20 protein-coding genes are annotated in these 22,364 nt (G+C 72.4%); 16 read left to right on the top strand and 4 right to left on the bottom strand.

The genetic code is table 11. The features are described from left to right. Positions 1-14 precede the first annotated feature (14 nt). The 6 genes from ACZ4TR_RS13590 to ACZ4TR_RS13565 all read left to right on the top strand — a co-directional run bounded on the left by ACZ4TR_RS13590 (position 15) and on the right by ACZ4TR_RS13565 (position 5,821). Complete coding sequence (locus ACZ4TR_RS13590; protein WP_364522039.1) at positions 15-1,130, top strand: GntG family PLP-dependent aldolase; 1,116 nt, start codon at positions 15-17, stop codon at positions 1,128-1,130. A 94-nt stretch (positions 1,131-1,224) separates the two neighbouring features. After that, positions 1,225-1,809: a hypothetical protein gene (locus ACZ4TR_RS13585; RefSeq protein ID WP_465287304.1), complete on the top strand. Its 585-nt coding sequence runs from the start codon at positions 1,225-1,227 to the stop codon at positions 1,807-1,809. Next, the gene (locus ACZ4TR_RS13580; RefSeq protein WP_465287303.1) at positions 1,806-2,390 is read left to right on the top strand and encodes a DM13 domain-containing protein; all 585 of its coding nucleotides are present in this window, start codon (positions 1,806-1,808) and stop codon (positions 2,388-2,390) included. The genes ACZ4TR_RS13585 and ACZ4TR_RS13580 overlap by 4 nt, the downstream gene beginning before the upstream one ends. Before the next feature lie 50 nt (positions 2,391-2,440). Next, entirely contained in the window at positions 2,441-3,496 is a 1,056-nt protein-coding gene (locus tag ACZ4TR_RS13575) for an ADP-ribosylglycohydrolase family protein (protein ID WP_364522033.1), read from the top strand. After that, complete coding sequence (locus ACZ4TR_RS13570; RefSeq protein ID WP_465287302.1) at positions 3,444-4,916, top strand: purine-cytosine permease family protein; 1,473 nt, start codon at positions 3,444-3,446, stop codon at positions 4,914-4,916. Before ACZ4TR_RS13575 ends, ACZ4TR_RS13570 begins: the two co-directional genes overlap by 53 nt. Then, positions 4,913-5,821, top strand: coding sequence for a PfkB family carbohydrate kinase (locus ACZ4TR_RS13565; RefSeq protein ID WP_465287301.1), 909 nt, complete (start codon positions 4,913-4,915; stop codon positions 5,819-5,821). Before ACZ4TR_RS13570 ends, ACZ4TR_RS13565 begins: the two co-directional genes overlap by 4 nt. A gap of 213 nt (positions 5,822-6,034) precedes the next feature. On the opposite strand, the gene ACZ4TR_RS13560 is transcribed toward ACZ4TR_RS13565, so the two are convergent. Then, a complete protein-coding gene (locus ACZ4TR_RS13560; protein ID WP_465287300.1) occupies positions 6,035-6,952 on the bottom strand; it encodes a LysR family transcriptional regulator in 918 nt (305 codons plus the stop codon). Positions 6,953-7,041: 89 nt separating this feature from the next. Here ACZ4TR_RS13560 and ACZ4TR_RS13555 point away from each other — a divergent pair, with 89 nt between their 5' ends. Genes ACZ4TR_RS13555 through ACZ4TR_RS13545 form a run of 3 tightly spaced genes read left to right on the top strand, consistent with a single transcriptional unit; the run spans position 7,042 to position 11,728 of the window. Then, positions 7,042-8,136, top strand: coding sequence for a tartrate dehydrogenase (locus ACZ4TR_RS13555; RefSeq protein WP_465287299.1), 1,095 nt, complete (start codon positions 7,042-7,044; stop codon positions 8,134-8,136). After that, complete coding sequence (locus tag ACZ4TR_RS13550) at positions 8,133-9,695, top strand: hydantoinase B/oxoprolinase family protein (protein ID WP_465287298.1); 1,563 nt, start codon at positions 8,133-8,135, stop codon at positions 9,693-9,695. The genes ACZ4TR_RS13555 and ACZ4TR_RS13550 overlap by 4 nt, the downstream gene beginning before the upstream one ends. Further along, positions 9,692-11,728 carry a hydantoinase/oxoprolinase family protein gene (locus ACZ4TR_RS13545; protein WP_465287297.1) on the top strand — a complete coding sequence of 679 codons (2,037 nt, stop codon included), beginning with the start codon at positions 9,692-9,694 and terminating at the stop codon, positions 11,726-11,728. The genes ACZ4TR_RS13550 and ACZ4TR_RS13545 overlap by 4 nt, the downstream gene beginning before the upstream one ends. 4 nt (positions 11,729-11,732) lie before the next feature. On the opposite strand, the gene ACZ4TR_RS13540 is transcribed toward ACZ4TR_RS13545, so the two are convergent. After that, entirely contained in the window at positions 11,733-12,434 is a 702-nt protein-coding gene (locus ACZ4TR_RS13540; RefSeq protein ID WP_465287296.1) for a GntR family transcriptional regulator, read from the bottom strand. 102 nt (positions 12,435-12,536) lie between these two features. On the opposite strand from ACZ4TR_RS13540, the gene ACZ4TR_RS13535 reads away from it, so the two are divergent. The 4 genes from ACZ4TR_RS13535 to ACZ4TR_RS13520 are packed head-to-tail and all read left to right on the top strand — an operon-like array spanning position 12,537 to position 16,435. Beyond that, the gene (locus ACZ4TR_RS13535; RefSeq protein WP_465287295.1) at positions 12,537-13,802 is read left to right on the top strand and encodes an MFS transporter; all 1,266 of its coding nucleotides are present in this window, start codon (positions 12,537-12,539) and stop codon (positions 13,800-13,802) included. After that, the gene (locus ACZ4TR_RS13530) at positions 13,799-14,749 is read left to right on the top strand and encodes a phosphoglycerate dehydrogenase (RefSeq protein ID WP_465287294.1); all 951 of its coding nucleotides are present in this window, start codon (positions 13,799-13,801) and stop codon (positions 14,747-14,749) included. Before ACZ4TR_RS13535 ends, ACZ4TR_RS13530 begins: the two co-directional genes overlap by 4 nt. Positions 14,750-14,754: 5 nt before the next feature. After that, complete coding sequence (locus ACZ4TR_RS13525; RefSeq protein ID WP_465287293.1) at positions 14,755-16,119, top strand: acyclic terpene utilization AtuA family protein; 1,365 nt, start codon at positions 14,755-14,757, stop codon at positions 16,117-16,119. Continuing rightward, entirely contained in the window at positions 16,112-16,435 is a 324-nt protein-coding gene (locus tag ACZ4TR_RS13520) for a DUF4387 domain-containing protein (protein WP_465287292.1), read from the top strand. Before ACZ4TR_RS13525 ends, ACZ4TR_RS13520 begins: the two co-directional genes overlap by 8 nt. Here ACZ4TR_RS13520 and ACZ4TR_RS13515 read toward each other — a convergent pair. Further along, on the bottom strand, positions 16,428-17,045 hold the full coding sequence (locus ACZ4TR_RS13515) for a TetR family transcriptional regulator (protein ID WP_465287291.1): 618 nt from the start codon (positions 17,043-17,045) through the stop codon (positions 16,428-16,430). The two genes, ACZ4TR_RS13520 and ACZ4TR_RS13515, sit on opposite strands and share 8 nt — an antisense overlap. A 116-nt stretch (positions 17,046-17,161) precedes the next feature. Between ACZ4TR_RS13515 and ACZ4TR_RS13510 the strand changes: the two genes are divergently transcribed. The 3 genes from ACZ4TR_RS13510 to ACZ4TR_RS13500 are packed head-to-tail and all read left to right on the top strand — an operon-like array spanning position 17,162 to position 20,471. Next, on the top strand, positions 17,162-18,715 hold the full coding sequence (locus ACZ4TR_RS13510) for an acyl-CoA synthetase (protein ID WP_465287290.1): 1,554 nt from the start codon (positions 17,162-17,164) through the stop codon (positions 18,713-18,715). Beyond that, on the top strand, positions 18,712-19,704 hold the full coding sequence (locus ACZ4TR_RS13505; protein ID WP_465287289.1) for an LLM class flavin-dependent oxidoreductase: 993 nt from the start codon (positions 18,712-18,714) through the stop codon (positions 19,702-19,704). Before ACZ4TR_RS13510 ends, ACZ4TR_RS13505 begins: the two co-directional genes overlap by 4 nt. 11 nt (positions 19,705-19,715) lie before the next feature. Next, complete coding sequence (locus ACZ4TR_RS13500) at positions 19,716-20,471, top strand: SDR family NAD(P)-dependent oxidoreductase (RefSeq protein ID WP_465287288.1); 756 nt, start codon at positions 19,716-19,718, stop codon at positions 20,469-20,471. 43 nt (positions 20,472-20,514) lie between these two features. Here ACZ4TR_RS13500 and ACZ4TR_RS13495 read toward each other — a convergent pair whose 3' ends face one another. Then, positions 20,515-22,353, bottom strand: coding sequence for a glycoside hydrolase family 5 protein (locus ACZ4TR_RS13495; protein ID WP_465287357.1), 1,839 nt, complete (start codon positions 22,351-22,353; stop codon positions 20,515-20,517). Positions 22,354-22,364: the final 11 nt, after the last annotated feature.

Raw genomic sequence — 22,364 nt, 5'->3', positions numbered from 1 at the left:
TTCAGGAGCCCCTCGTGACCACTTTCGCCGATGACCTCGCGACCCTTCGCCCGGAGACTCCGTCCACCAAGGACACCTACGTCGAGCTGCGCAGCGACACCTTCACCCTGCCGACGCCCACGATGCTGGAGGCCGCCGCGCGCGCCCCGCTCGGCGACGACGTCTACGGCGAGGACCCGACCGTGGACCGGCTGGAGCAGCTCGCCGCCGAGCTGCTCGGCAAGCAGGCCGGCTGCCTGATGCCCAGCGGCACGATGGCGAACCTGACCGCGCTGCTCGCGCACTGCCCGCGCGGCGGCAAGGCGATCGTCGGGCACGAGTCCGACGTGTACGTCTACGAAGCGGGTGGCGCGTCGCTGTGCGGCGGCATCGTCTACGACCCGCTGCCGAACCTGCCCGACGGCACGATCGACCCGGCGGCGATCGCCGAGGCGTGCGCGGTCGACCGCAGCGATCCGCAGATCGCGCCGCCGGCGGTGCTGAGCTTGGAGACGCCGCAGAACCGGTGCGGCGGGCTGCCCCTGCAGCTGGACTACCTCAGCGAGGTGTCGCGGCTGATCCGTTCGCACGGCGTCGCGCTGCACCTCGACGGCGCCCGGCTGTTCAACGCGGCGGTGGCGCTCGGCGTCAGCGCGGCGGAGGTGGCCAAGCACGCGGACACGGTGCAGATCTGCCTGTCGAAGGGGTTGTGCGCGCCGATCGGTTCGGTGCTGGTGGGCGACCGCGTGACGATCGCGGCGGCGCGGCGGATGCGCAAGATGCTCGGCGGCGGCATGCGCCAGGCCGGGATGATCGCGGCGTGCGGCATCGTGGCGCTGACCGACATGACCGAGCGCCTGGCCGACGACCACGCCCGTGCGGCGCGCCTGGCCCGCGGCCTGTCGCGCATCCCGGGCGTCCGGCTGGACCCGGGGCCGCCGCTGACGAACATGGTGTTCTTCAAGGTCCGCGACGACCGCTACACGACGCGGACGCTGATCGAGGCGGCCCGCCGGCGCGGGATCCGGGTGGAGGAGCTGGGCACCGACCGCATCCGCGCGGTGACCCACGCGGGCGTCGACGACGACGCGGTGGACCGCGCGGTGTCGGTGTTCGGCGACCTCCTGGGCCACGACGCCATGGTGCGGTGACCCGCACGGCCGGGGCGCGGGCCGCCCCGGCCGTAAGGTTTTCCTAATCCGCCGGACCGCCCGTTCCCCGGCCGGTCGCCGCTAGGGTCGCCCGGTGTCCAAGTCACCGCGGGGTTTCCTCGTCGCCGTCCCGGGGCTGCTGCTCGCCGGGTTCGGCGTGGTGCACCCCGCGCAGCTCGACGCGGCCACGGCGCCCTGGTGGACCACACTGCACATCATCCTGCTGCCGGTGTTCCCGTTGCTGGCAGTGGTGCAGTGGTATCTGCTGGCTTCCGCACCGCCGTGGCTCCGGTGGCCCGGGTGGGTGGCGGCGTTCGGGTACGCGGCGTTCTACGGCGGGCTCGACACCGTCGCGGGGATCGCCGGCGGCACGGTGGTCCACGCCCAGCACGGCGCCACCCCGGTCGTCGGCGCCGTGTTCACGGCCGGCGACCTGCTGGGCCACGTCGGCGCGGCCTGCTTCCTCGTGGCCAGCGTCCTGATCGCCGTGGCGGCGGTCCTGCGCGCGGGGTGGTGGGCGGTGCCGGGCGGGGTGGTCCTCCTGCTCGCGAGCGTGTCCTTCTTGGACAGTCACATCTTCTGGCCGCGCGGGGTCGTCACGATGCTCGGTGTCGCCGCCGGGCTGTCGTGGGTGTACCTCGCCGGCGAGCGAACCGCGGAAGACAGGAGAACGGCATGAGCCGTCTGCTCACCCGGCGCCGGGTCGCCGGCGTCCTGGTCACGGGGCTGGTCGCGGTCGCGGCGGGCCTGTACTGGTTCCAGCCGTGGCGGCTTTGGGTGGACGAGACGGTCGAGGAGTCCCTGCCGCTCGCCGCGCCCGTGTCCGAGGCCGCCGAGTCCCAGCCGGTGTCCCCGCCTGCGGTGTCCCCGCCGCCCGCACCGTCGTCTTCGCCCGCGGCGCCGGTCGAGGTCGCGACCGGGAAGCTGATCAGCCACGAGCACCGGACCGCCGGCACCGTCCGGATCCTGCGCGCCGCCGACGGGTCGCTCGTGCTGCGCCTGGAGAACCTGGTGACCAGCAGCGGCCCGGACGTACACGTCTGGCTGAGCGACGCCCCGGTGAAGCCGGGCAAGGACGGCTGGGCCCTGTTCGATGACGGCCGGTACCTCGACGCGGGCAAGCTCAAGGGCAACAAGGGGAACCAGAACTACCCGCTGCCGCCGGGCACCGACCTGGCCGGCTACACCAGCGTGAGCATCTGGTGCGACCGGTTCGACGTGTCGTTCGGCGCGGCGGCTCTCTCCGGTGAGCACGCCTGAACGCTGACCAGGCTTGACACGTCGTCCGCTCGGAATGTACATGTTTGTACATGTCCACTTGGTCGTCCTCCGTCCGAGACCGCGCGCTCGGCGCCTTCTACGGTCTCGCCATCGGCGACGCCCTCGGCATGCCGACGCAGTCGATGTCGCGCGCCGCCATCGCGCGGGCCTACGGGCCGATCAGCGGGTTCGTCGACGCCGTCGCCGAGCAGCCGATCGCCCCCGGGATGCCGGCCGGGTCGGTCACCGATGACACCGAACAGGCCGTGCTCGTGGCCCGGCTCGCCATCGACGGCGGTGGCCTGATCGACGCCCACGCCTTCGCCACCGCCCTGCGGGAGTGGGAGGCGGACATGATCCGCCGCGGGTCGCTCGACCTGCTCGGCCCCTCGACCCGGCGGGCCCTCGACCGCCTCGACGCGGGTGCCGCCGCCGAGGAAGCCGGCCGGGACGGGGCCACCAACGGTGCCGCCATGCGGATCACCCCCATCGGCATCGCCACTCCGCTGGGCGAAGGCTTCCTCGACGCCGTCGTCGCCGCGAGCCGGGTCACGCACAACACCGGCCTGGGGATCGCCGCGGCCGCCGCGGTCGCCGCCGCCGTCTCGTCCGGCGTGGACGGTGCCGACCTCGGGACTTCCCTCGGGGAAGCCGAACGCGCCGCCGCCGAGGGTGCGCAGCGCGGCCACTGGATCGCCGGCGGGGACATCGCGGCCCGCATCGCCTGGGCGCGGGGCTGGGTGCGGGGCCTGGACCGCGCCGCGCTGGCCGACGCGCTCACCCGGGTCATCGGGACGTCGGTCGCCGCGCAGGAATCCGTGGTCGCCGCGTTCGCGCTCGCCGAAGCACTCGGCGACGACCCGGTGGCGGCCCTGACCCTCGCCGCCGGGATCGGCGGCGACACCGACACCGTGGCAGCCGTGTGCGGGGCGATCCTCGGCGCACACCACGGGATTTCCGGACTGCCCGCCGGCCTGGTCGATAAGGTGCGCGCGGTCAACCGGCTCGATCTGGCCGTCATCGTGGACGGCCTCCTGCAGGTGCGAGGTAACGATGGTCGATTCAGCTCAGGTCCCCGGCCCGGACGCCGCGGACACGGTGACTAGCGCGCGGCGGACGGGAGCGCTGGAGACCCGCGGCATCGAACCCGTGCCCGCGGGCGAGCGCCACGGGCACCCGATGCAGCTGTTCTGGGTGTGGTTCGCCGCGAACATCAGCATCCTGGGGCTGCCGCTCGGCGCGACCCTGGTCGCGGTGCAGCACCTGGCGTTCTGGCAGGCGGCCATCGTCGCGGTGCTCGGCGCCGCCGGGTCGTTCGCGGTCGTCGGCGTCGTCTCGATCGCCGGCCGGCGCGGTGGCGCGCCCGGGCTCACGTTGTCGCGCGCGGTGTTCGGCGTCCGGGGCAACATCGGGCCGACCGTGGTCTCGCTGGTGTCCCGGCTCGGCTGGGAGACGGTCAACACGACGACCGCGGCGTTCGCGTTCCTCTCCCTGTGCGCGATCCTGTTCGGCGCGAACGCGGACGCCAAGGCGTCCCCGGTGCTGACGATCGCCGGCGTGGCGCTGTTCGTCCTGCTCACGGTGACGGTCTCCGGGCTCGGCCACGCGGTCCTGGTGGCGGTGCAGCGCTGGTCGACCTGGATCTTCGGTGCGCTCAACGTGGTCGTCGCGGTCAGCCTGGTCACCCGGATCCACTGGGGCCAGGTGTTCGCCGCGTCGCCGGCGCCGGTCGGCGCGATGATCGCCGGCGTCGGCACCATCGCCGCCGGGACGGGGATCGGCTGGGCCAACGCGTCCGCCGACATGTCGCGCTACCAGTCGCCCACCGTGCGGGCGGGCTCGCTCGTCGCCTCCGCCGCGGCGGGCGCGGGGATCCCGCTGGTGCTGCTCATCTCGCTCGGCAGCCTGGTCTCGGCCGACGACCCCTCGCTCGCTTCGGCGGGTGACCCGGTCGCGGCCATCCGCGAGCTGCTGCCGAGCTGGATGGCGGTGCCGTACCTGATCGCCGCGTTCGGCGGGCTGCTGCTCTCGAATCACCTGTCCGTGTACTCCGCCGGCCTCACCACGCTGACTTTGGGCATCCGGCTCAAGCGCGTGTACGCCGTGGTCGTCGACATCGTCGTGACGTTCCTCGGTTCGCTGTACTTCATGCTCGTGGCCGACGGCTTCTACGGCCCGTTCATCGCGTTCATCAGCCTGCTGGCGGTGCCGATCACGGCGTGGGTCGGGGTGTTCCTCGTCGACATGGTGCGCCGGCGCGACTACGACCCGGCGGCGCTGATGGACATGCACCGCACGAGCGCGTACTGGTACCGCGCGGGCTGCGAACCCCGCGCCCTGGTGGCCTGGGCCGCGGCCATCGTCGCGGGCTACCTGTTCACGACGGCCGGCACCGGCGACGACGCCTGGTTCACCGGGCCCCTCGCCGGTACCTGGCTCGGCACCAACGGCCTCGGCTGGGTCGTCACCTTCGCCGTGGGCGCCGGGTTGTACGCCGCGCTCGGCGGTGCGAGGATCCGGCGATGACCGGCCGGCTCGTCCACACCGGGCAGGCCGTCGTCGACCTCGTGATGCGGGTCGAGGCGCTGCCGCCCCCGGGCGGTGACGTGCTCGCCTCGGACGTCCGCTTCACCGCGGGCGGCGGGTTCAACGTGATGGCCGCCGCGGCCCGCGCCGGCGCGGCCGTCGTCTACGCGGGGGAGCACGGGACCGGGCGGTCCGGCGACCTGGTCCGGGAAGCCCTGGCCGCCGAAGGGATCGAGCTCGTCCAGCTCCCGGCCGGCTCGGACACGGGCGTGTGCGTCGTCCTGGTCGACGCGGCCGGCGAGCGGACCTTCATCACCGAGACCGGCGCCGAAGGGACGCTCACGGCCGAGCACCTGCGCCGGGTGCGCCTGTCGCCCGAGGATCTGGTGTACGTCAGCGGGTACAGCCTCCTCCGGGAGTCCAACCGGGACGCGCTGCTCGAGTGGCTTCCGTCGGTGGCGGACCACCGGGTGCTGCTGGACCCCGGCCCGCTCGCGGCCGACGTCGCCCCGCGTGTCTGGCGGGCGGTGCTGCCACACGTCGACATCCTCTCGTGCAACGCCGCCGAAGCCGCCGCGATGTCCACTGTGGACGGTGTCGGGGCCGTGCCCGTGCGGGTCACGCGCGTCGGCGCGGCGGGCTGCGACGTCGTGGAGAACGGGGTGACCGTGCGCGTCCCGGGGTTCCCGGTCGACCCGGTGGACACCAACGGCGCAGGGGACGCCCATACCGGGGTGCTGGCGGCGGAGCTGTTGCACGGGGAGCCGCTCCTCGTCGCGGCCGAACGCGCGAACGCGGCCGCCGCGATCGCCGTCCGGCGCTACGGCCCGGCGACGAGCCCGTCGCGCGCGGAGGTCGGCGAACTACTGGCGGCTCGCCGGCAGGAACTCGGTCACCGCGGGTAGCACCGCTTCGCCGGCGTGCGGGCCCGCGCCGGCGCCGGGCGTTTCGCCGCCCGGCAGGGTGCTCCGGCCCGGCGTACCCGACCGACACGGGCGGTGGGTCGCGTGATGACAGGAATGAGTCATTCATGTCGTCGGGCGAGGTGAATGGGTCATTCACCTCATCGGCGCGGCCGAGAGTCTTGGCGGACGGGTCGGCGCCGGCCGCTCCCGATGTCAAACACCTTGCGGCGACGGGAAAGCGAGCCGTTCCGGCAGCCGGGCGGCCAGGTGCCCGATCAGCTCGCTCGTCCGCCGCGGCACGTGGACGTCGTCGGCCAGCAGGGCGTAGATGTCGGCGGGCGGCGTCGGCACGCCGGGGAGCACCCGCACCAGGGCGCCGCTGTCCAGGTGGGTCCGGACCTGCCATTCCGAGCGCATGACGATCCCGCGGCCCTGCAGCGCCCAGTCCGTGACGATGTCGCCGTCGTCGCTCGACAGGCTGCCGCGCACCCGCACCTGGCGCGGGTGCGCGGTGCTGCCGAACCGCCACAGGGCGAAGTCGCCCTCGTTCTCCCGCAGCACGATGCAGTCGTGGCCGGCCAGGTCCTCGACCCGCTCGGGGCGGCCCCGGCGGTCCAGGTAGGACGGTGCGGCGCACGGCACGCGGCGGTTGCGCGCCAGCCGGCGCATCCGCAGCGTCGAGTCCGGCGGCGCGCCGACGTGCACGGCCAGGTCGAACTCGCGCCGGTGCGGCCGCAGGGGCAGCGCCGACGTGTGGAGCCGGATCCGCACCCGCGGGTGCAGCGCGGTGAACTCGCCGACGAGCGGCGCGACGTGGGCACGGCCGAGCCCGAGGGTCGCCTGGACGACGATCGAGCCCCGCAGGTCGCCGGAGCGGTGGCTGACCAGGTCGTCGAGCTCGCGCACCTGATCCAGGATCGCCTCGACGCGCGAGGCGTAGAGCCGGCCTTCGGAGGTGAGCGCGAGCCGGCGCGCGCCGCGGTGCACCAGGCGCACGTCGAGCCGCTGTTCCAGTGCCTTCAGGCGCTTGCTGACCACCGGCAGCGAGACGCCCAGTTCGCGCGCGGCGGCCGTGAGCGTCTCGCTGACAGCGACCACGTGAAAGAAGCCGAGGTCGTCCAGTCTTTCCATGGCGGAAAGGATAGGTTGCCGCCGGCGATCTTGCCCGAGCGCCCGGCCGCCGCCCACAGTGGAGGGACCCCCACGGCGAGGAGCGTCCAGTGCAGCACCGCTACCGCATCGCGGTCATCCCCGGCGACGGCATCGGGCGTGAGGTCGTCCCGGAAGGACTGCGCTGCCTGCGCGCCGCGGCCGATGTCCACGGCTTCGAGCTCGAGACCACCGAATTCGGCTTCGCCTCCGCCGGCTACTGGCTGGAGCACGGCGAAATGCTGCCCCCGGACTGGCCGGAGGTGCTCGCCGGCTTCGACGCGATCTTCTTCGGCGCGGTCGGGTGGCCGGAGGTCGTCCCCGACCACGTGTCGCTGTGGGGCAGCCTGCTGAAGTTCCGCCGCGGATTCGACCAGTACGTCAACCTGCGGCCGGTCCGGCTGCTGCGCGGCGTGCGCGCCCCGCTGCGCGACCACGGGCCGGGCGACATCGACTTCCTCGTCGTCCGGGAGAACACCGAGGGCGAGTACTCCAGCATCGGCGGCCGCATCTTCGAGGGCACCGACCGGGAGACCGTGCTGCAGGAGACGGTGATGACCCGCACCGGCGTGGACCGCGTGCTGCGTTACGCCTTCGACCTCGCCGCCGCGCGGCCGCGCAAGCACCTGACGTGGGCGACCAAGAGCAACGGCATCGCCATTTCGATGCCCTACTGGGACGAGCGGGCGGCCGCGATGGCGGTCCGGTACCCGGACGTCACCGCGGACAAGGACCACATCGACATCCTGGCGGCCAAGTTCGTGCTGAGCCCCGGGAACTACGACGTCGTCGTGGCCAGCAACCTCTTCGGTGACATCCTCTCCGACCTCGGGCCCGCGTGCACCGGCACGATCGGGATCGCCCCGAGCGCCAACATCAACCCGGACCGCACCTGGCCGAGCCTGTTCGAGCCGGTCCACGGATCGGCCCCCGACATCGCCGGGCGGGGGATCGCCAACCCCGTCGGGCAGATCTGGAGCGGCGCGATGATGCTCGACCACCTGGGCGAACCGGAAGCCGCCGCGCGGATCGTCGCCGCGATCGAGAGCGTGCTCGACGAGCAGCCGGCCGTGCTCACCCCCGACCTCGGCGGCCCGGGGACGACCGAGGGCCTCGGCACGGCGATCGCCGGGCGGATCGCGGTCGGGGAGCGGGTGCCGGCATGAGCGGCTTCGACCCGATCGGCCTGGAGGTCCGCTGGGACCGGCTCGCCGCCGCGACCGACGAGGCCGCCTCGACGATGCTGCGCACGGCGTTCTCGACGATCATCCGCGAGTCCAACGACTACACGGTCGTCCTGATGGACCACCGCGGCCGCACGATGGCCGAGTCGCGGGCCGGGATCCCCGGCTTCGCGGCCTTGATGAGCTCCCTGACTTCCCTGGTGCTGCGGCGTTTTCCGGTCGAGGAGTGGGAGGACGGCGACGCCGTCGTCACCAACGACCCGTGGATCGCGACCGGGCACCTGCCCGACATCGCGATGCTCGCGCCGGTCTTCCACCGCGGCGAGCTCGTCGCCTTCACCGGCACCGCCGCGCACTCGCCCGACATCGGCGGCACGCCGTCGCTCGGCGCCACGGAGCTGATGTCGGAAGGCATCCTGATCCCGCCGCTGCGGCTGTTCCGCGCCGGCCGGGTCGAGCCCGGCGTCCGGGACCTCCTGCTGGCCAACGTCCGCCTCGCCGACCAGCTGTGGGGCGATCTGGAAGCGCAGGCGGCCGCGCACGCGGTGGGCCGCCGGCGCGCCCGGGAGTTCCTCGAGGACTTCGGCGAGCCGGACTTCGAGGCCTTCGCCGACCAGGTGCACGCGATGACCGAGGGCGCGATGCGCGCGGCGATCCGCGAGCTGCCCGACGGCGTGTACCGGGCGGGGGTCGACGCGGACGGCGTCGAAGGCCACCCGACGCACATCGAGTGCGCGGTCACGATCGACGGCGACGCGATCGGGATCGACTACACCGGGACGTCCCCGCAGGTCCCGTTCCCGACCAACTCCACGCTGAACTACACCCGCGCGTACTCGGTGTACCCGCTGAAGATCCTGCTCGACCCGGCCACGCGCACCAACTGGGGTTCCTACCGGGCGATCACCGTGACCGCGCCCGAGGGCACGATCGTCAACCCGGTGTTCCCGGCGCCGGTCGTCGCGCGGCACCTGACCGGGCACCTGCTCTCCTGCGCGATCTACCGCGCGCTCGCGCCGGTGCTGCCGGACCGCGTCATCGCCGACAGCGGGGGAGCGCCCGCCCTGCGCGTCCGGTTCGCCGGGGTCGACGACGCCGGCCGTCCCTTCGCGCAGATGCTCTTCGCCAACGCCGGCATGGGCGCGTCGAAGCACGAGGACGGCCTCTCGGCGACGGCGTTCCCGACCAACTCCGGCAGCGGAAGCGTCGAGGCCCTCGAAGCCGCGTCGCCCCTGCGGTTCGTCCGCAAGGAGCTGCGGGCCGGGTCGGGCGGCCCGGGACGACGGCGGGGCGGCCTCGGGCAGGACGTCGAGGTGCACAACCCGACGAGCCGCCCGGTGCAGATGGTGCTGCTCGGCGACCGCGAACGGCACCCGGCGCTGGGGGTCGCGGGCGGCGGGGCCGGGGCGCCGGCCCAAGCCGTGCTGGACACCGGCGAACGCGTGCCGCTGAAGTCGATCTCGCAGCTGGCGCCCGGCGCTTCGGTCGTCATCTCGTTCGCCGGCGGCGGCGGGTTCGGCGAACCGGAGGCGGGCCGATGAGCCGCACCGTCCGGATCGGCGTGGACGTCGGGGGCACGTTCACCGACCTGCTGCTGCACGACCCCGCCCGCGGCCTGACCTGGCCCGGCAAGCTGCCGACCACCCCGCACGCGCCGCACGACGCGATCACCGCGGGCATCACCCGGCTCCTCGCGGAGACCGGCACGCCGCCGGGCGCCGTGGCCGGGGTCGTGCACGGCACGACACTGGTGACGAACACGCTGCTCGAACGCACCGGCGCCGTCGTCGGGCTGCTCACCACCGAAGGGTTCGCGGACACCCTGGAGCTGGCCCGGGAGATCCGGTTCGACACGACCGACCTCCACGCCCGCCCGGCGGCGCCGCTCGTCCCCCGGCACCTGTGCCGAGGGGTACCGGGCCGGCTCACCGCCGACGGCACCGAGCTGGCACCCCTCGACGACGACGCCGTGCTGGCCCAGGTGCGGGACCTGCTCACGCACGGCGTCGAAGCGGTGGCCGTGGCTTTGCTGCACTCCTACCGCGACGACCGGCACGAACGACGGGTCCGGGACCTGCTCGCGCGGGCCCACCCGGACCTGCCGGTGACGCTCTCCAGCGCGGTGACCCCGGTGCTCGGCGAGTACGAGCGCGCGAGCACGGCGTGCCTCAACGCCTACGTCCAGCCGCTGGTGGCGCACTACCTCGACGCCTTGCGGGACGACCTGGCCGCGCTGGGGATCGACGCGCCGCTGCACGTCATGCTTTCCGGCGGCGGCGTCACCACCCTGGCCGACGCCAAGGAGTTCCCCGTCCGCCTGCTCGAATCCGGGCCCGCGGCCGGCGCGATCGCCGCCGCCGCGGTGGCCCGCCGGGCCGGCGAACCGGACGTCCTGTCGTTCGACATGGGCGGCACCACGGCCAAGATCGCCCTCGTCAGCGGCGGCGAACCGCGGCGCAAGCACGACTTCGAAGCGGGCCGCGTCGACAAGTTCAAGCCGGGCTCGGGACTGCCGGTGAAGCTGACCGTCGTGGACCTGATCGAGATCGGCTCGGGCGGCGGCTCGATCGCCGCGCCGGACTCGCTCGGCCTGCTCAAGGTCGGCCCGCGCAGTGCCGGCTCGGTGCCCGGGCCGGTCGCCTACGGCCGCGGCGGCGAGCAGCCGACGGTCACGGACGCCGACCTCGTGCTCGGCTGCATCGACCCGGACGCCTTCCTCGGTGGCGAACTGCGGCTGCGCACCGCCGAGGTGTGCAAGGCTCTCGCCCGGGAGGTGGGTGACCCGCTGGGCCTGGACGAGACCGGCGCGGCCGCGGGCATCGTCGAGGTGGCCACCGCGAGCATGGCCGCCGCCGCCCGGATGCACCTGGCCGAGCACGGCCGCGACCCCGCCGGGTTCGCGCTGGTGGCGTTCGGCGGTGCGGGCCCGGTGCACGCCTACGGCCTGGCGAAGCAGCTGAAGATCGGGCGGGTGATCGTCCCGATGCGCGCCGGGGTGATGTCCGCCTACGGGTTCCTCGTCGCCGCGCCGACGGTGGACCTGTCGCGCAGCCTGCCGTCGCCACTGTCCGAAGTGGACTGGGACGGCGTGGACGTCCTGTACGACGAGCTGGCCGGGCAGGCCACCGCCGTGCTGGGCACCGCGGACGGCGTCCGGCTGAAGCGTTCGGCCGACCTGCGCTACCTGGGCCAAGGCTCGGAGATCGAGGTCGAAGTGCCCGCGGACGGCCGCCTCCGGGAGGCGTTCGAAGAGGCGTACCGCGCGGCCTTCGGGCGGACCCTCGACGGGCCGGTGGAGGTGGTCGGCTGGCGCCTTTCCGCCCAGCTGCCCGGCCACGACGTCGAGCTGGGATGCGCGCCCGCCGAAGGCGACCCCCGGCGCGGGGAGCGGGACGTGCACTTCCCCGGTCACGGCCGGCTGCGGGCCACCGTCTGGGACCGCTACCGGCTGCGGCCGGGCACGGAACTCACCGGGCCGGCCGTCTTCGAGGAACGGGAGTCCTCGTGCTCCTTCGGGCCGGACTGCCGCATCCGCGTCGGCGACGACCTGACGCTGTTCGTGGACATCGCGTGAGCCGTCACCGGCCGGCGAGCAGGTCGCCGAGCCCGCCCCGGGCGTCTTCGAGCACCAGTGCCTCGGCCTTCGCCGAGTCGCCGGCCCGCAGCGCGCGCACGAGTGCGCGGTGGGTCGTGTAGCGGTCCAGGCCGAACGTGTCGTCGACACTGGCGCGTTCGAGCACCCGGGAGCGCCGCTCCGGGTAGGAGAACACCCGGGTCTGGTCGAGCAGGCGGACGAGCACCGGGTTGCCGGCGCACGACTCGACCAGGCCGTTGAAGTGCTGCATGGCGTCGAAGAGCCGCCCGACGTGCTTGGCCACGTCCTGCCCGGACTGGTGGCGCTGCTTGATGAGGATGAGCAGGTCGTCGGCCTCGTCGAGGACCGCGTCGAGCGCGTCGAGCTGCTCGGGCGTCGCGTGGCGGGCGGCGAAGCGGGCCACCATGCCGCGCAGGCCGACCTCGACCTCGGCGAGGTCCTGGACGGCGACGCCGCCGAACATCGCCACCTTGACCGTCCGCGGGCCGGACCGTTCGAGGAGACCGTCCTGCTCCAGGCGCCGGATGGCTTCGCGCACCGGCGTCGGGCTGACCGACAGCCGCTCGGCGAACCCGCGTTCGGTGACCTTCTGGCCCGGGCGCAGCTCGCCGGTGGTGATCGCGTCGCGGAGCGCGCGGTACACGCGGTCGGCCAGCGTCTCGGTCTGCAGTGCCTCACCCGTCATGAGCCCAGCCTACTGGCGATGGCAAAATCCGTTTGCAACTATTGACCGTCTTGCTATAGCAAAAGTACGGTGGCGGTCACCATGGAGGGAGAGGTGCCGACGATGACGTTGACCACCCCGCGCGTCCGGACGGGACGTATCACGTTCTTCGTGGCTCTGGCGGTTTTCGCGCAGGAGTCGACGTGGAACCTCTACGACTCGCAGGTCCCCCCGCTGCTGCGCGAGCACGTCGGCAGTGCGGCGCTCATCGGCGCGCTGATGGGCATGGACAACCTGCTCGGCATCTTCATCCAGCCGTGGATGGGCAACCGGTCGGACGGCACCCGGACGTCGTGGGGCCGCCGCATCCCGTACCTCGTGGCCGGCATGCCGGTGGCGGCGCTGCTGTTCGTCCTCATCCCGCACGCCGCGGTTTCGCTGCCGCTGCTCGTCCTCGTGATGTTCGGCTACGCGCTCGTCGCGAACTCGTTCAAGCCGATCGCCGAGTCCCTGCTCCCGGACTTCATCGCCCCCGAGCGGCGCAGCCGGGCCAACGCGGCGGTCAAGATCGCCTCCAGCATCACGGTGATCGTCGCGGCGCTGATCAGCATCTTCCTGATCGACGACTTCCCGAAGCTGTCCTTCGCGATCCCGGCCGTTCTGATGCTGGTGTCCGTCGGCGTGCTCGCCTGGCGAGTGCGCGACAGCAAGTCCCCGGCCTACCAGGCCGCGCTCGAGGAGGATCGCGCCGAACAGGACGCCGGGCCCCGGGTGCGGATGCGCGACGTCCTGCTCGACCTCGTGCGGGACGCCGACCGCAGTCGGCTGCTGGTCATCCTGGCCGTCTTCGCCTTCGGCGGCGCGTGGTTCGCGTCGCGCTCGCTCATCACCAACTACGGCATCGAAACCCTGGGCCTGTCTCGCGGCGACGCCGGCGGGATCACCCTGCCCAGCGGGATCGCGTTCATCGCCGCCGCGTACCCGGTCGCGCTGTTCGCCGAACGCTTCGGCCGGCTGCGGGTGATCCTGATCGGGATGGCCGTGTTCGGCGCGGCCATGGTGTTCGGCACGATCGTGCGGACGCCCACCGGGACGGTCGTCGCGATGTGCGTGGCGGCCGCGGGCGCCTCGGCGTTCATGGTCAACATGGCGGTCGTCCTGTGGAACCTCGCGCCCTCGGCCCGCGTGCTCGGGACCTACACCGGCCTCTACACCGTCGGCTGGTCGGCCGGCGGCTTCGCCGGCCCGGCGCTGGTCGGCGGGATGGTCGACGTGACCGGGTGGCCGTACCTGCTCCTCGACGTCGGGCTCGTCACGGCGATCGCGGTGCTGCTGGTGGCCCGGATCGCCGTGGTGCAGCGGCGCCGGACCGACGGGCGGGTGCTGTGAGCCGCGTCCTGGTCACCACCGACTACCTGCGCCCCGGGGACGAGGTCGACGAGTACCTGCGCGGCGCCGGGCTGGACACCGTGCACTCGCCGATGGCCGGCAAGCGGGCTCCCGAGCAGCTCGTCGCGGCGCTCGACGGCATCGACGCGGCGCTGGTGGCCAACGAGCCGCTCACGGCGGAGGTGCTGGCCCGCGCGCCGAAGTTGCGCGTCATCGTCCGGACCGGCGTCGGGTACGACTCCATCGACGTCGAAGCCGCCGCCCGGCGGGGGATCAGCGTCAGCAACCTGCCGGGCGTCAACGCCAACGCCGTCGCCGAGTACACCTTCGGGCTGCTGCTCGCCGGAGCGCGGCGGCTCGTGCGGTCGGCTTCCGGTGTGGCGGCGGGGAAGTGGCCGCGTGAGGACGGGCACGAATTGCGCGGCTCGACGCTCGGGCTCATCGGGTACGGCTCCGCGGCGCGGGCGGTCGTGCCGCTGGCCCACGCGTTCGGGATGACCGTCGTCTGCACCACGGGCGTGCCGGCCGGGCTGCGCGGGCCGGACGTCCGGTTCACCGGGCTGGCCGAGCTGTTGTCCACTTCGGACTACGTCTCGGTGCACACCTCGCTCACCGAGCGGACCAGGGGACTGCTGGACGCCGCGGCGTTCGACCGGATGAAGCCGACCGCGGTGCTGGTCAACACTTCCCGGGGCGCGATCGTCGACGAAGACGCGCTCGTGGCGGCCGTGCGCTCCGGCCGGATCGCCGGGGCGGCCCTCGACGTGGTGCGTGAGGAGCCGTTGCCCGCCGACAGTCCGCTGCGCGGCGTGGACGGGATCGTCGTCTACTCGCACCTTGCCGGGCAGACCGCCGAAGCGCGGCGGGCCGCGGGCCTGCGCGGCGCCGAAGAACTGGTCGCGGCCCTCGAAGGCCGGGCCCGGCACGTGGTGAACGGAGAGAAATGAGGACCATGGACAAGGTGCGAGTGCTGGCGCCGAGCGGCATGCTCGGCGCGGGCTGGGACCACGCGACCGTCGAGCGCGGCATCGCCCTGGGCGCCGACGTCATCAGCATCGACGGCGGGTCCACGGACTCCGGCCCCCACTACCTCGGCGCGGCGACGGCCAAGACGACCGCCAAGGCCGTGGCGCGCGACCTGCGCAGCCTGTTCACGGCTGCCGCCGGCGCCGGGATCCCGGTGATCGTGGGCTCGTGCGGGACGAGCGGGACCGACGCCGGCGTCGACTGGGTCGCCGGGATCGCCGCCGAGGTGCTCGCGGAGGAGGGCCTGGAGCTGAAGGTCGCGAAGATCTACAGCGAGCAGGACGCGGCCGCGCTGAAGGAACACCTCGGCGCGGGCCGCGTGCATCCGTTGCCCCCGCTGGGAGAGCTGGTCGCCGAGACCCTGGAAAGCTGCACCCACATCGTCGGCGCGATGGGGCACGAACCGATCGTCGAAGCGCTGCGCGCGGGTGCGCAGGTCGTGCTGGCCGGCCGCGCCACCGACACGGCGGTGGCGGCCGCCTACCCGCTCATGAAGGGCATGCCGGCCGGGCCGACGTGGCACGCCGCCAAGATCGTCGAGTGCGGCGGACAGTGCACGGACAACCCGCGCGCGGGCGGGGTCCTGGCCACGATCGACGCCGACGGCTTCACCATCGAGCCGCTCGACCCGGGCGCTGCGTGCACGCCGATCCTGGTGGCCGCCCACATGCTTTACGAGACGGCGGACCCCTTCGAGATGCGCGAGCCCGACGGCACGCTCGACGTCCGGGATGCGGTGTACACCGCCGTCGACGACCGGATCGTCCGGGTGGAAGGGTCGCGGTTCCACGTCGCGGAGCAGCACACGATCAAGCTCGAAGGCGCGCGGATCACCGGGTACGAAACGATGTCGTTCTCGGCCATCCGCGACCCGCTGGTGCTCGCCGACATCGACGAGTGGGCGGCGCTGATGCGCGCGCTGATCACGCAGCGGGTGGGCCAGACACTGGGGCTGGCCGGCGACGAGTACGCGTTCGACTTGCGGCTGTACGGCCACAACGCGGTGCTGGGCGACCTCGAACCCGAGAGCGGGCCGCCGCGCGAGGTGGGCGTGATGCTGCTGGTCAACGCGCCCGACCAGGCGACGGCGACCGCGGTGGCGAAGGTCGCCAACCCGCTGATGCTGCACCTGCCGACCCCGGCGATGGACTACCTGCCGAGCTTCGCGTTCCCGTCGTCCCCGGCGGAGGTCGAGCGCGGCGCGGCGTACGAGTTCGTGCTGAACCACGTCGTCGACTGCGCGCCGCTGGAGCTGTTCCGGATCGAGTTCGAGGGGAAGACCCGTGCCTGACACGACTTTGGCCGAGCTGGCCCACGAGGTCCGGTCCAAGAACGCGGGCCCGTTCTGGGTGACGATGGAGCTGTTCCTGCGTGATCCGGACGGCTACCGGATCGCGGCGGACGAGACGTTCCTGAACGAGCGCGTGATCGCGTCGCTCTACCGGGTCGACGAGGAGACGATCCAGATCTTCCGGATCCCTTCGCTGAACGTCGTGAAGATTTCGTTCCCGCGCCCGGTGAGCCAGGGTTCGCTGCGGGACCGTGACATGCACGCGGGGCAGCACCACGTGCCGCTGGCGCGGATGGTGATCCCGGCCGTCAGCTGACGAGGCGGGGGAACAGCTTGCGAACGCCGCGCCGCAGGTCTTCGAGCGCGTCCTCGGCGCCGACGATGTGCCGCTGCAACGCTTGCTGGAACAGCCCGTCGAAGAGGGCGTACGCCTCCGGCGGCGTGCACGTCGGCTCGGCCTCCGCCAGCTCGGCGTAAGCGCGGACGTTGCGCCAGATCATCTCCTGCAGGCTGTCGTCGATTTCGGCGACGTCGTCGCGGAACGCTTCCTCGAACAAGGACTGCGACCGCAGGTCGTACCAGAGCCGGTGCATGAGCGGCGCCTCTTCGAGCGCCGCCGCCAGCCCGTCCGCGCACGCTCCGGCCAGCGCGGACGGGGTGGCCGCCCCGCCCACTCCGCCCTCGTAGCGCTTCACGCACGCTTCCTTGTAGCGGCGGACGCAGTACGTGATCAGCTCGACCTTGTCGGCGAAGTAGTAGTGCAGCAGCCCGTGCGAAAACTGGGTGTGCTCGGCGATCGTGCGCAGGCTCGTGCGGGCGTAGCCGAGGTCGGCGAGGGCGAGCAGGGCCGCGTCGGCGAGTTCGCGGCGGCGGTCCTCGAACTTGTCGACCCGGGTCCGGCGCCGCACGGCGGCTGGGCTGGTCACCGGCCGAAGATACCACCGAGCGGTTCTCTGACCAATCGTCCAAGAAAATCTTGACATTCGTCCAAACGGCGGCCAAGGTCGTGTCCAGCGACCGACGGAGCTCGGGAGGGACGACGATGTCTCTGTACTTCTACCTGGAAAAAGGCGCCTCCCTGGACCCGGACGCGCCGTGCCTGACCCTCGACGGGAACTCCGTCTCGTACGGCCAAGTGGTCGAGCTCGCCCAGGCCGTGGCCCGCGCCCTGCGGCACTCCGGCGTGCGGCCCGGGGACAAGGTCGGCATCCTCTCGGCCAACGATCCGACCGCCTTCACCTGCGTCTTCGGCATCGCCCGCGCGGGTGCCGTGTGGTGTCCGATCAACCCGCGCAACGCCGCCGACGAGAACGCCGAGCTCCTGGACCTGTTCGACTGCGCCACCCTGATCTTCCAGCCCGCGTTCGAAGGCCTGGTCCGGGAGATCGCCCCGAAGCTCCCCAAGCTGACCACCTTGGTCCGCCTCGGTGACGGCGACGACTTCGCGCCGGGCTTCCCGGACTGGCTCGACGCGGCTCGCGACGATCCGCCGGCCGAAGCCGCGCAACCCGAGGACGTCGTCGCCCTCGTCGGCACCGGCGGCACCACCGGGCGCCCCAAGGGCGTCATGCTCACCGGCCGCAACCTCGAGGCGATGTCGGCGATCACGCTGATGAGCTACCCCTTCGACGGCCGCCCCGTGTACCTGGCCCTGGCCCCGCTGACCCACGCGGCCGGCGTCCTCTGCTTCCCGATCCTCGCCCGCGGCGGGGAAGTCGTGATCATGGCCAAGCCCGACGTCGGCCGCTTCCTGGAGCTGATCGAGCGCCACCGCGTCACCCACACGTTCCTGCCGCCGACGCTGATCTACATGGTGCTCGGCCACGACGCGCTCGAGCGCACGGATCTGTCGTCCCTGCAGTGCTTCTGGTACGGCGCGGCCCCGATGTCGACGACCCGGCTCACCGAAGCCCTCGCCCGCATCGGCCCGATGGCGCAGCTGTTCGGCCAGTCCGAAGCCCCGATGATGATCTCGACGATGTCGCCCGCCGACCACCGCAGACCCGACGGAACCGTCCACACGGGACGGTTGTCGTCGGCCGGCCGCCCTTCGCCGCTGGTCACGGTGGCGATCCTCGACGAGGACGGGCGGCCGGTCCCGAAGGGGGAGCGCGGGGAGATCTGCGTGCGCGGCTCGCTGGTGATGGCCGGCTACTACCGCAACCCCGAGGCCACCGCGGAGGCGTCCGCGCACGGCTGGCACCACACCGGCGACATCGGCTTCCTCGACGACGAGGGCTTCCTCCACATCGTCGACCGCGCCAAGGACATGGTCATCACCGGCGGCTTCAACGTCTACTCCGCCGAGGTCGAGCAGGCGGTGATGGCCCACGACGCCGTCCGCGACTGCGCCGTGATCGGGCTGCCCGACGACAAGTGGGGCGAACGCGTCACCGCCGTCGTGCAGCTGCAGCCCGGCCGGGACCTGGACACCGGTGAGCTGATCGCGTTCGTCAAGGACCGCATCGGCAGCGTCAAGGCGCCGAAGCAGATCGAAATCTGGCCGGAGCTGCCGCGCTCAGGAGTCGGCAAGGTCCTCAAGGCCGACATCCGCTCCACCTTCATCCGACAAAGCAAGGAGGCTGTCCGACCATGAAACTCGCGCTCTACCTGCCGAACTTCCGGGACAAGGTGACCGTCCGGGAGCTCGAAGACCTCACCGCGCTCGCCGAAGACCTCGACTTCGACTCCGTCTGGACGCTCGACCGGATCATCGTGCCGGAGGCCTCGGACCGAGGGGAAATGCAGTACCCCTTCGGGATGCTGGACGAAATGGGCAAGCAGCTCCCGGTGAGCTCGCGGGGCGAGTTCCTCCAGGGCATGCCGCTGCTCCCTTGGCTCGCCGCGAAGACCTCGAAGGTCCGGATCGGCATGAGCATCATCGACACGCCGTACCGTTCGCCCGGCGTGCTCGCCGCGGAGCTGGCCACCATCGACCACCTCTCGGGCGGCAGGCTCAACGTCGCCGTCGGCTCCGGCTGGATGCCGGAGGAGTTCGCCGCCGCCAGCGCCGCGCACATCTTTCCCAAGCGGCACAAGCACGTGCGCGAAACGCTGGAGATCATGCAGGGCATCTGGACCAACGAGGTCTTCGAGTACCACGGCGAGTTCGCCGACTTCGAGCCGGCCGGGTTCGGCGCCAAGCCGGTGCAGAAGCCGCACCCGCCGATCTTCTTCAGCGGCCTCAAGGACCCGAAGCGCTCGGCCGCCCGCATCGCCAAGTACGGCCTGTCGGGCTGGATCGGGATCCAGGACTCGCCCGACGACATCCGGCGGTGGCGCACCGAGATCCAGCGCGAGCTCGACGAGCTCGACACCCAGCGCTCGGTCGACGACCTCGAGATCTCCAGCATGATCTGGTTCGTCATCACCGACCAGGACGTCGACCAGAGCCCGCTGGGCAAGGGCACCAACCTGCTCGTCGGCTCCGAGGCGCAGATCACCGACCGGCTCAAGCGGTACCGGGAAGCCGGGCTGACGATGCCGTTCCTGTGGCCGCCCTTCCAGGGTGTCCCGGTGGCGAAGACACTGGACGACCTGAAGCGCATCAAGGAAGAAATCCTGCCCAAGATCGAAGCGATGTGAGAGGAACCAGCATGTCCGAACTCGAGGGAAAGCGCGTCTTCGTCACCGGGTCCGGCGCGGGCATCGGCAAGGCGATCGCGGCGCTGTTCACCGAACGCGGCGCGAAGGTCGTGATCAGCGACCGAAATGCCGACGCGGCCAAGCAGGCGGCCGACGAGATCGGCGCCGCCGGGGTCGCCAACTGCGACGTCACCGACGAGGCCCAGGTCCAGGCGGCCGTCCAGCAGGCGGTCGACCTCCTCGGCGGCCTCGACGTCCTGGTCAACAACGCCGGCATCGAGGTGGCGTCGCCGCTGCTGCAGCAGTCCACGGAGAGCTTCGACAAGATCTTCGCGGTCAACGTGCGCGGCACGTTCGTGGCGATGAAGGCGGCGACCCCGCACCTGATGGAGTCCAAGGGCAACATCGTCAACATCGCCTCGATCGCGGGCATCGGCGGCAGCCCGCTGCTCGGCTCCTACTGCGCGACCAAGGCGGCGGTCATCCAGTTGACCCGGGTCGCGGCGGTGGAGATGCGGCCGGCGGGCATCCGCGTCAACGCGGTCTGCCCGGGCTTCGCCGACACGGCCATGGTCGAGCGCCTCGTCCCCGACTTCGAGGCGGCGACCCAGGTCCCGTTCGGCGACCTCGTCGCGGCGAAGCAGGGCCGGCTCGGCACCCCGCAGGACATCGCGGAGGTGGCGGCGTTCCTGGCGTCCGACCGGGCGAGCTGGGTCACGGGCAGCCACTACGTCCTCGACGGCGGGTTGACCGCTTCGCTGGTGTGACGTGACGGCCGGTGGGTCCGCGCGACCCACCGGCCGTGGTCACTCAGGAGCGGCAGAGCAGCGCGTCGGGCGTGCGGTTCGAGCCGATGCGGCCGGTGTAGGCCACCCCGGCGACGTACTCGCCCGGCGCGCACTGTCCCTTGTAGCCGCCCGAAGCGAAGTCTCCACCCGGCTCGCCGGCCGGGCGGTTGTCGCCGCGGTCGAACCAGACCGTGCGGCCGGTACGGCCGAGCGGGCCGGGGGAGCGGCCGCACAGCACCGCGGACACCGCGGCGCCCTTGACGCTGTAGCCGACCACGGCGTGGTCGGGTGGGCACTGCACCTTGCTGTAGCCGGACGCCCAGTCCGTGTCCACAAAGGACTCGTCGCGGACCACGGTGTACGCGGCCGGTGTCGGCAGCGTGCCGGTGCAGAGGCCGCGTCCGCCGGTGTGTGCCAGGCCGGTGAGACGCTGGCCGTCGGGGCAGGTGCCCTTGCGCGCGCCCGGATCCCAGTCCGGCTGCCCGCGGACCGTGCGGGACTCCTGGAAGTCGGCGTAGTCCAGGTTGAGCATCGACCAGTGCTCGGCCGGCTGGACCTGCCCGGTGCGCGACGGCGCGGTCATCAGCCGCCGCCAGGCCGGGCCACGCCAGTCGGTCCCGTCGAGGACGTCGATGCGGTGGCCGGCGGCGTCCCAGGCCAGCAGCGACCACCCGTCGCCGGATCCGTTCGTGTGGAACCCCACCGCGGGCCAGTAGGCGAAGTCGGTGTCGGTCCGGGCGAGGTAGTCCACGAAGTTCTCGAACCACGCGCGCGAAGCGGCGTCGGTGGTGCCGCGGCCCTCGCCGAACTCGCTGATCCACAGCGGTGCTGTGTAGTGCTTGCCGGTTTCGGCTTCGACGAAGAACGCTTGCCGGTACAGGGTGTCCCGCAGTTCCTGGGGCGAGAGGTCGCGGTAGCGCGGGTCGTGGGTCTCGCCGATACCGGTCGCGCCGGAGTGGTTCGGGCCGGTGTAGGCGTAGAAGTGCGCGGAATAGACCAGCTTCCCCGAGTCGACGAGCGTGTGCGACAGGGTGCGGGCGGGTTCGAGGGTGGGCCGTCCGTGGGCGAAGCCGTCGATGGGCAGGCCGGTCCAGTTGATGCCCTCGACGATGATCAGCAGGTCGCGGTTGGCTTCGGTCAGGATGCGGTCGCCGACCTGCTGGCTCGCGCGCTGCCAGTCCGTGCCGTTGCCCCAGCCCCAGTTCGGGTCGTCGAAGGTGTTGCGGCGGACTTCGTTGTACAGGTCGGCGCCGACGACTCGCTTGTTCGCGGCGTAGCGACGCGCCATGAACAGCCAGTCGTCCTGCCACTGCTGCTCGGTCTGCGCGGTGTTCCAGCGTTCGTTCCCGTCGAGCCCGCAGCACCAGCGCGACGTCGTCGTGTGGTTGTTGAGGATCACGGCGAACCCGCGCGCGGTGAGCCGCTCGACGACGCGGTCGTAGACCTGCAACGGCGTCAGCCCGTGCAGCCCGGGGTTGGCCGGCAGGTCCGGCACCGCCCGCGTGTCGTGGATCATCGCGTTCGAGAACTGCAGCCGGACGCTGTTGAGGCCCAGCTGCCCGAGCCCGTCGATGACGGTGTCGATCGAGGCGCGGTCCAGGCCGAGCGGGGTCTGGTAGGCGATCTCGCCGGCGTGGTGGTTCGCCGGGTCGCCCGCGTCGCCCGACCCGGTCCACGTGCCGCTCGCGCCGTGCCAGTTGGCCGACTTCAGCTTGAAGCGGTCGCCGTTCGCGTCGACGATGTAGCGCCCGCGGGTGCTGAGCGGTCCCGCGAAGGCCGGCGGATCGGCCGCGGCCGACGCCGGTGGGGCGGGAACGGCCACGAAGCCGGCGGCCGAGAGCACGGTGAGCACGACACCCAGGAACCTCACGG

The organism is Amycolatopsis sp. NPDC028719 (genome assembly GCF_055565395.1).
Note: the sequence above shows the minus strand (reverse complement) of the source record. Positions and strands in the feature narration are given on the sequence as shown.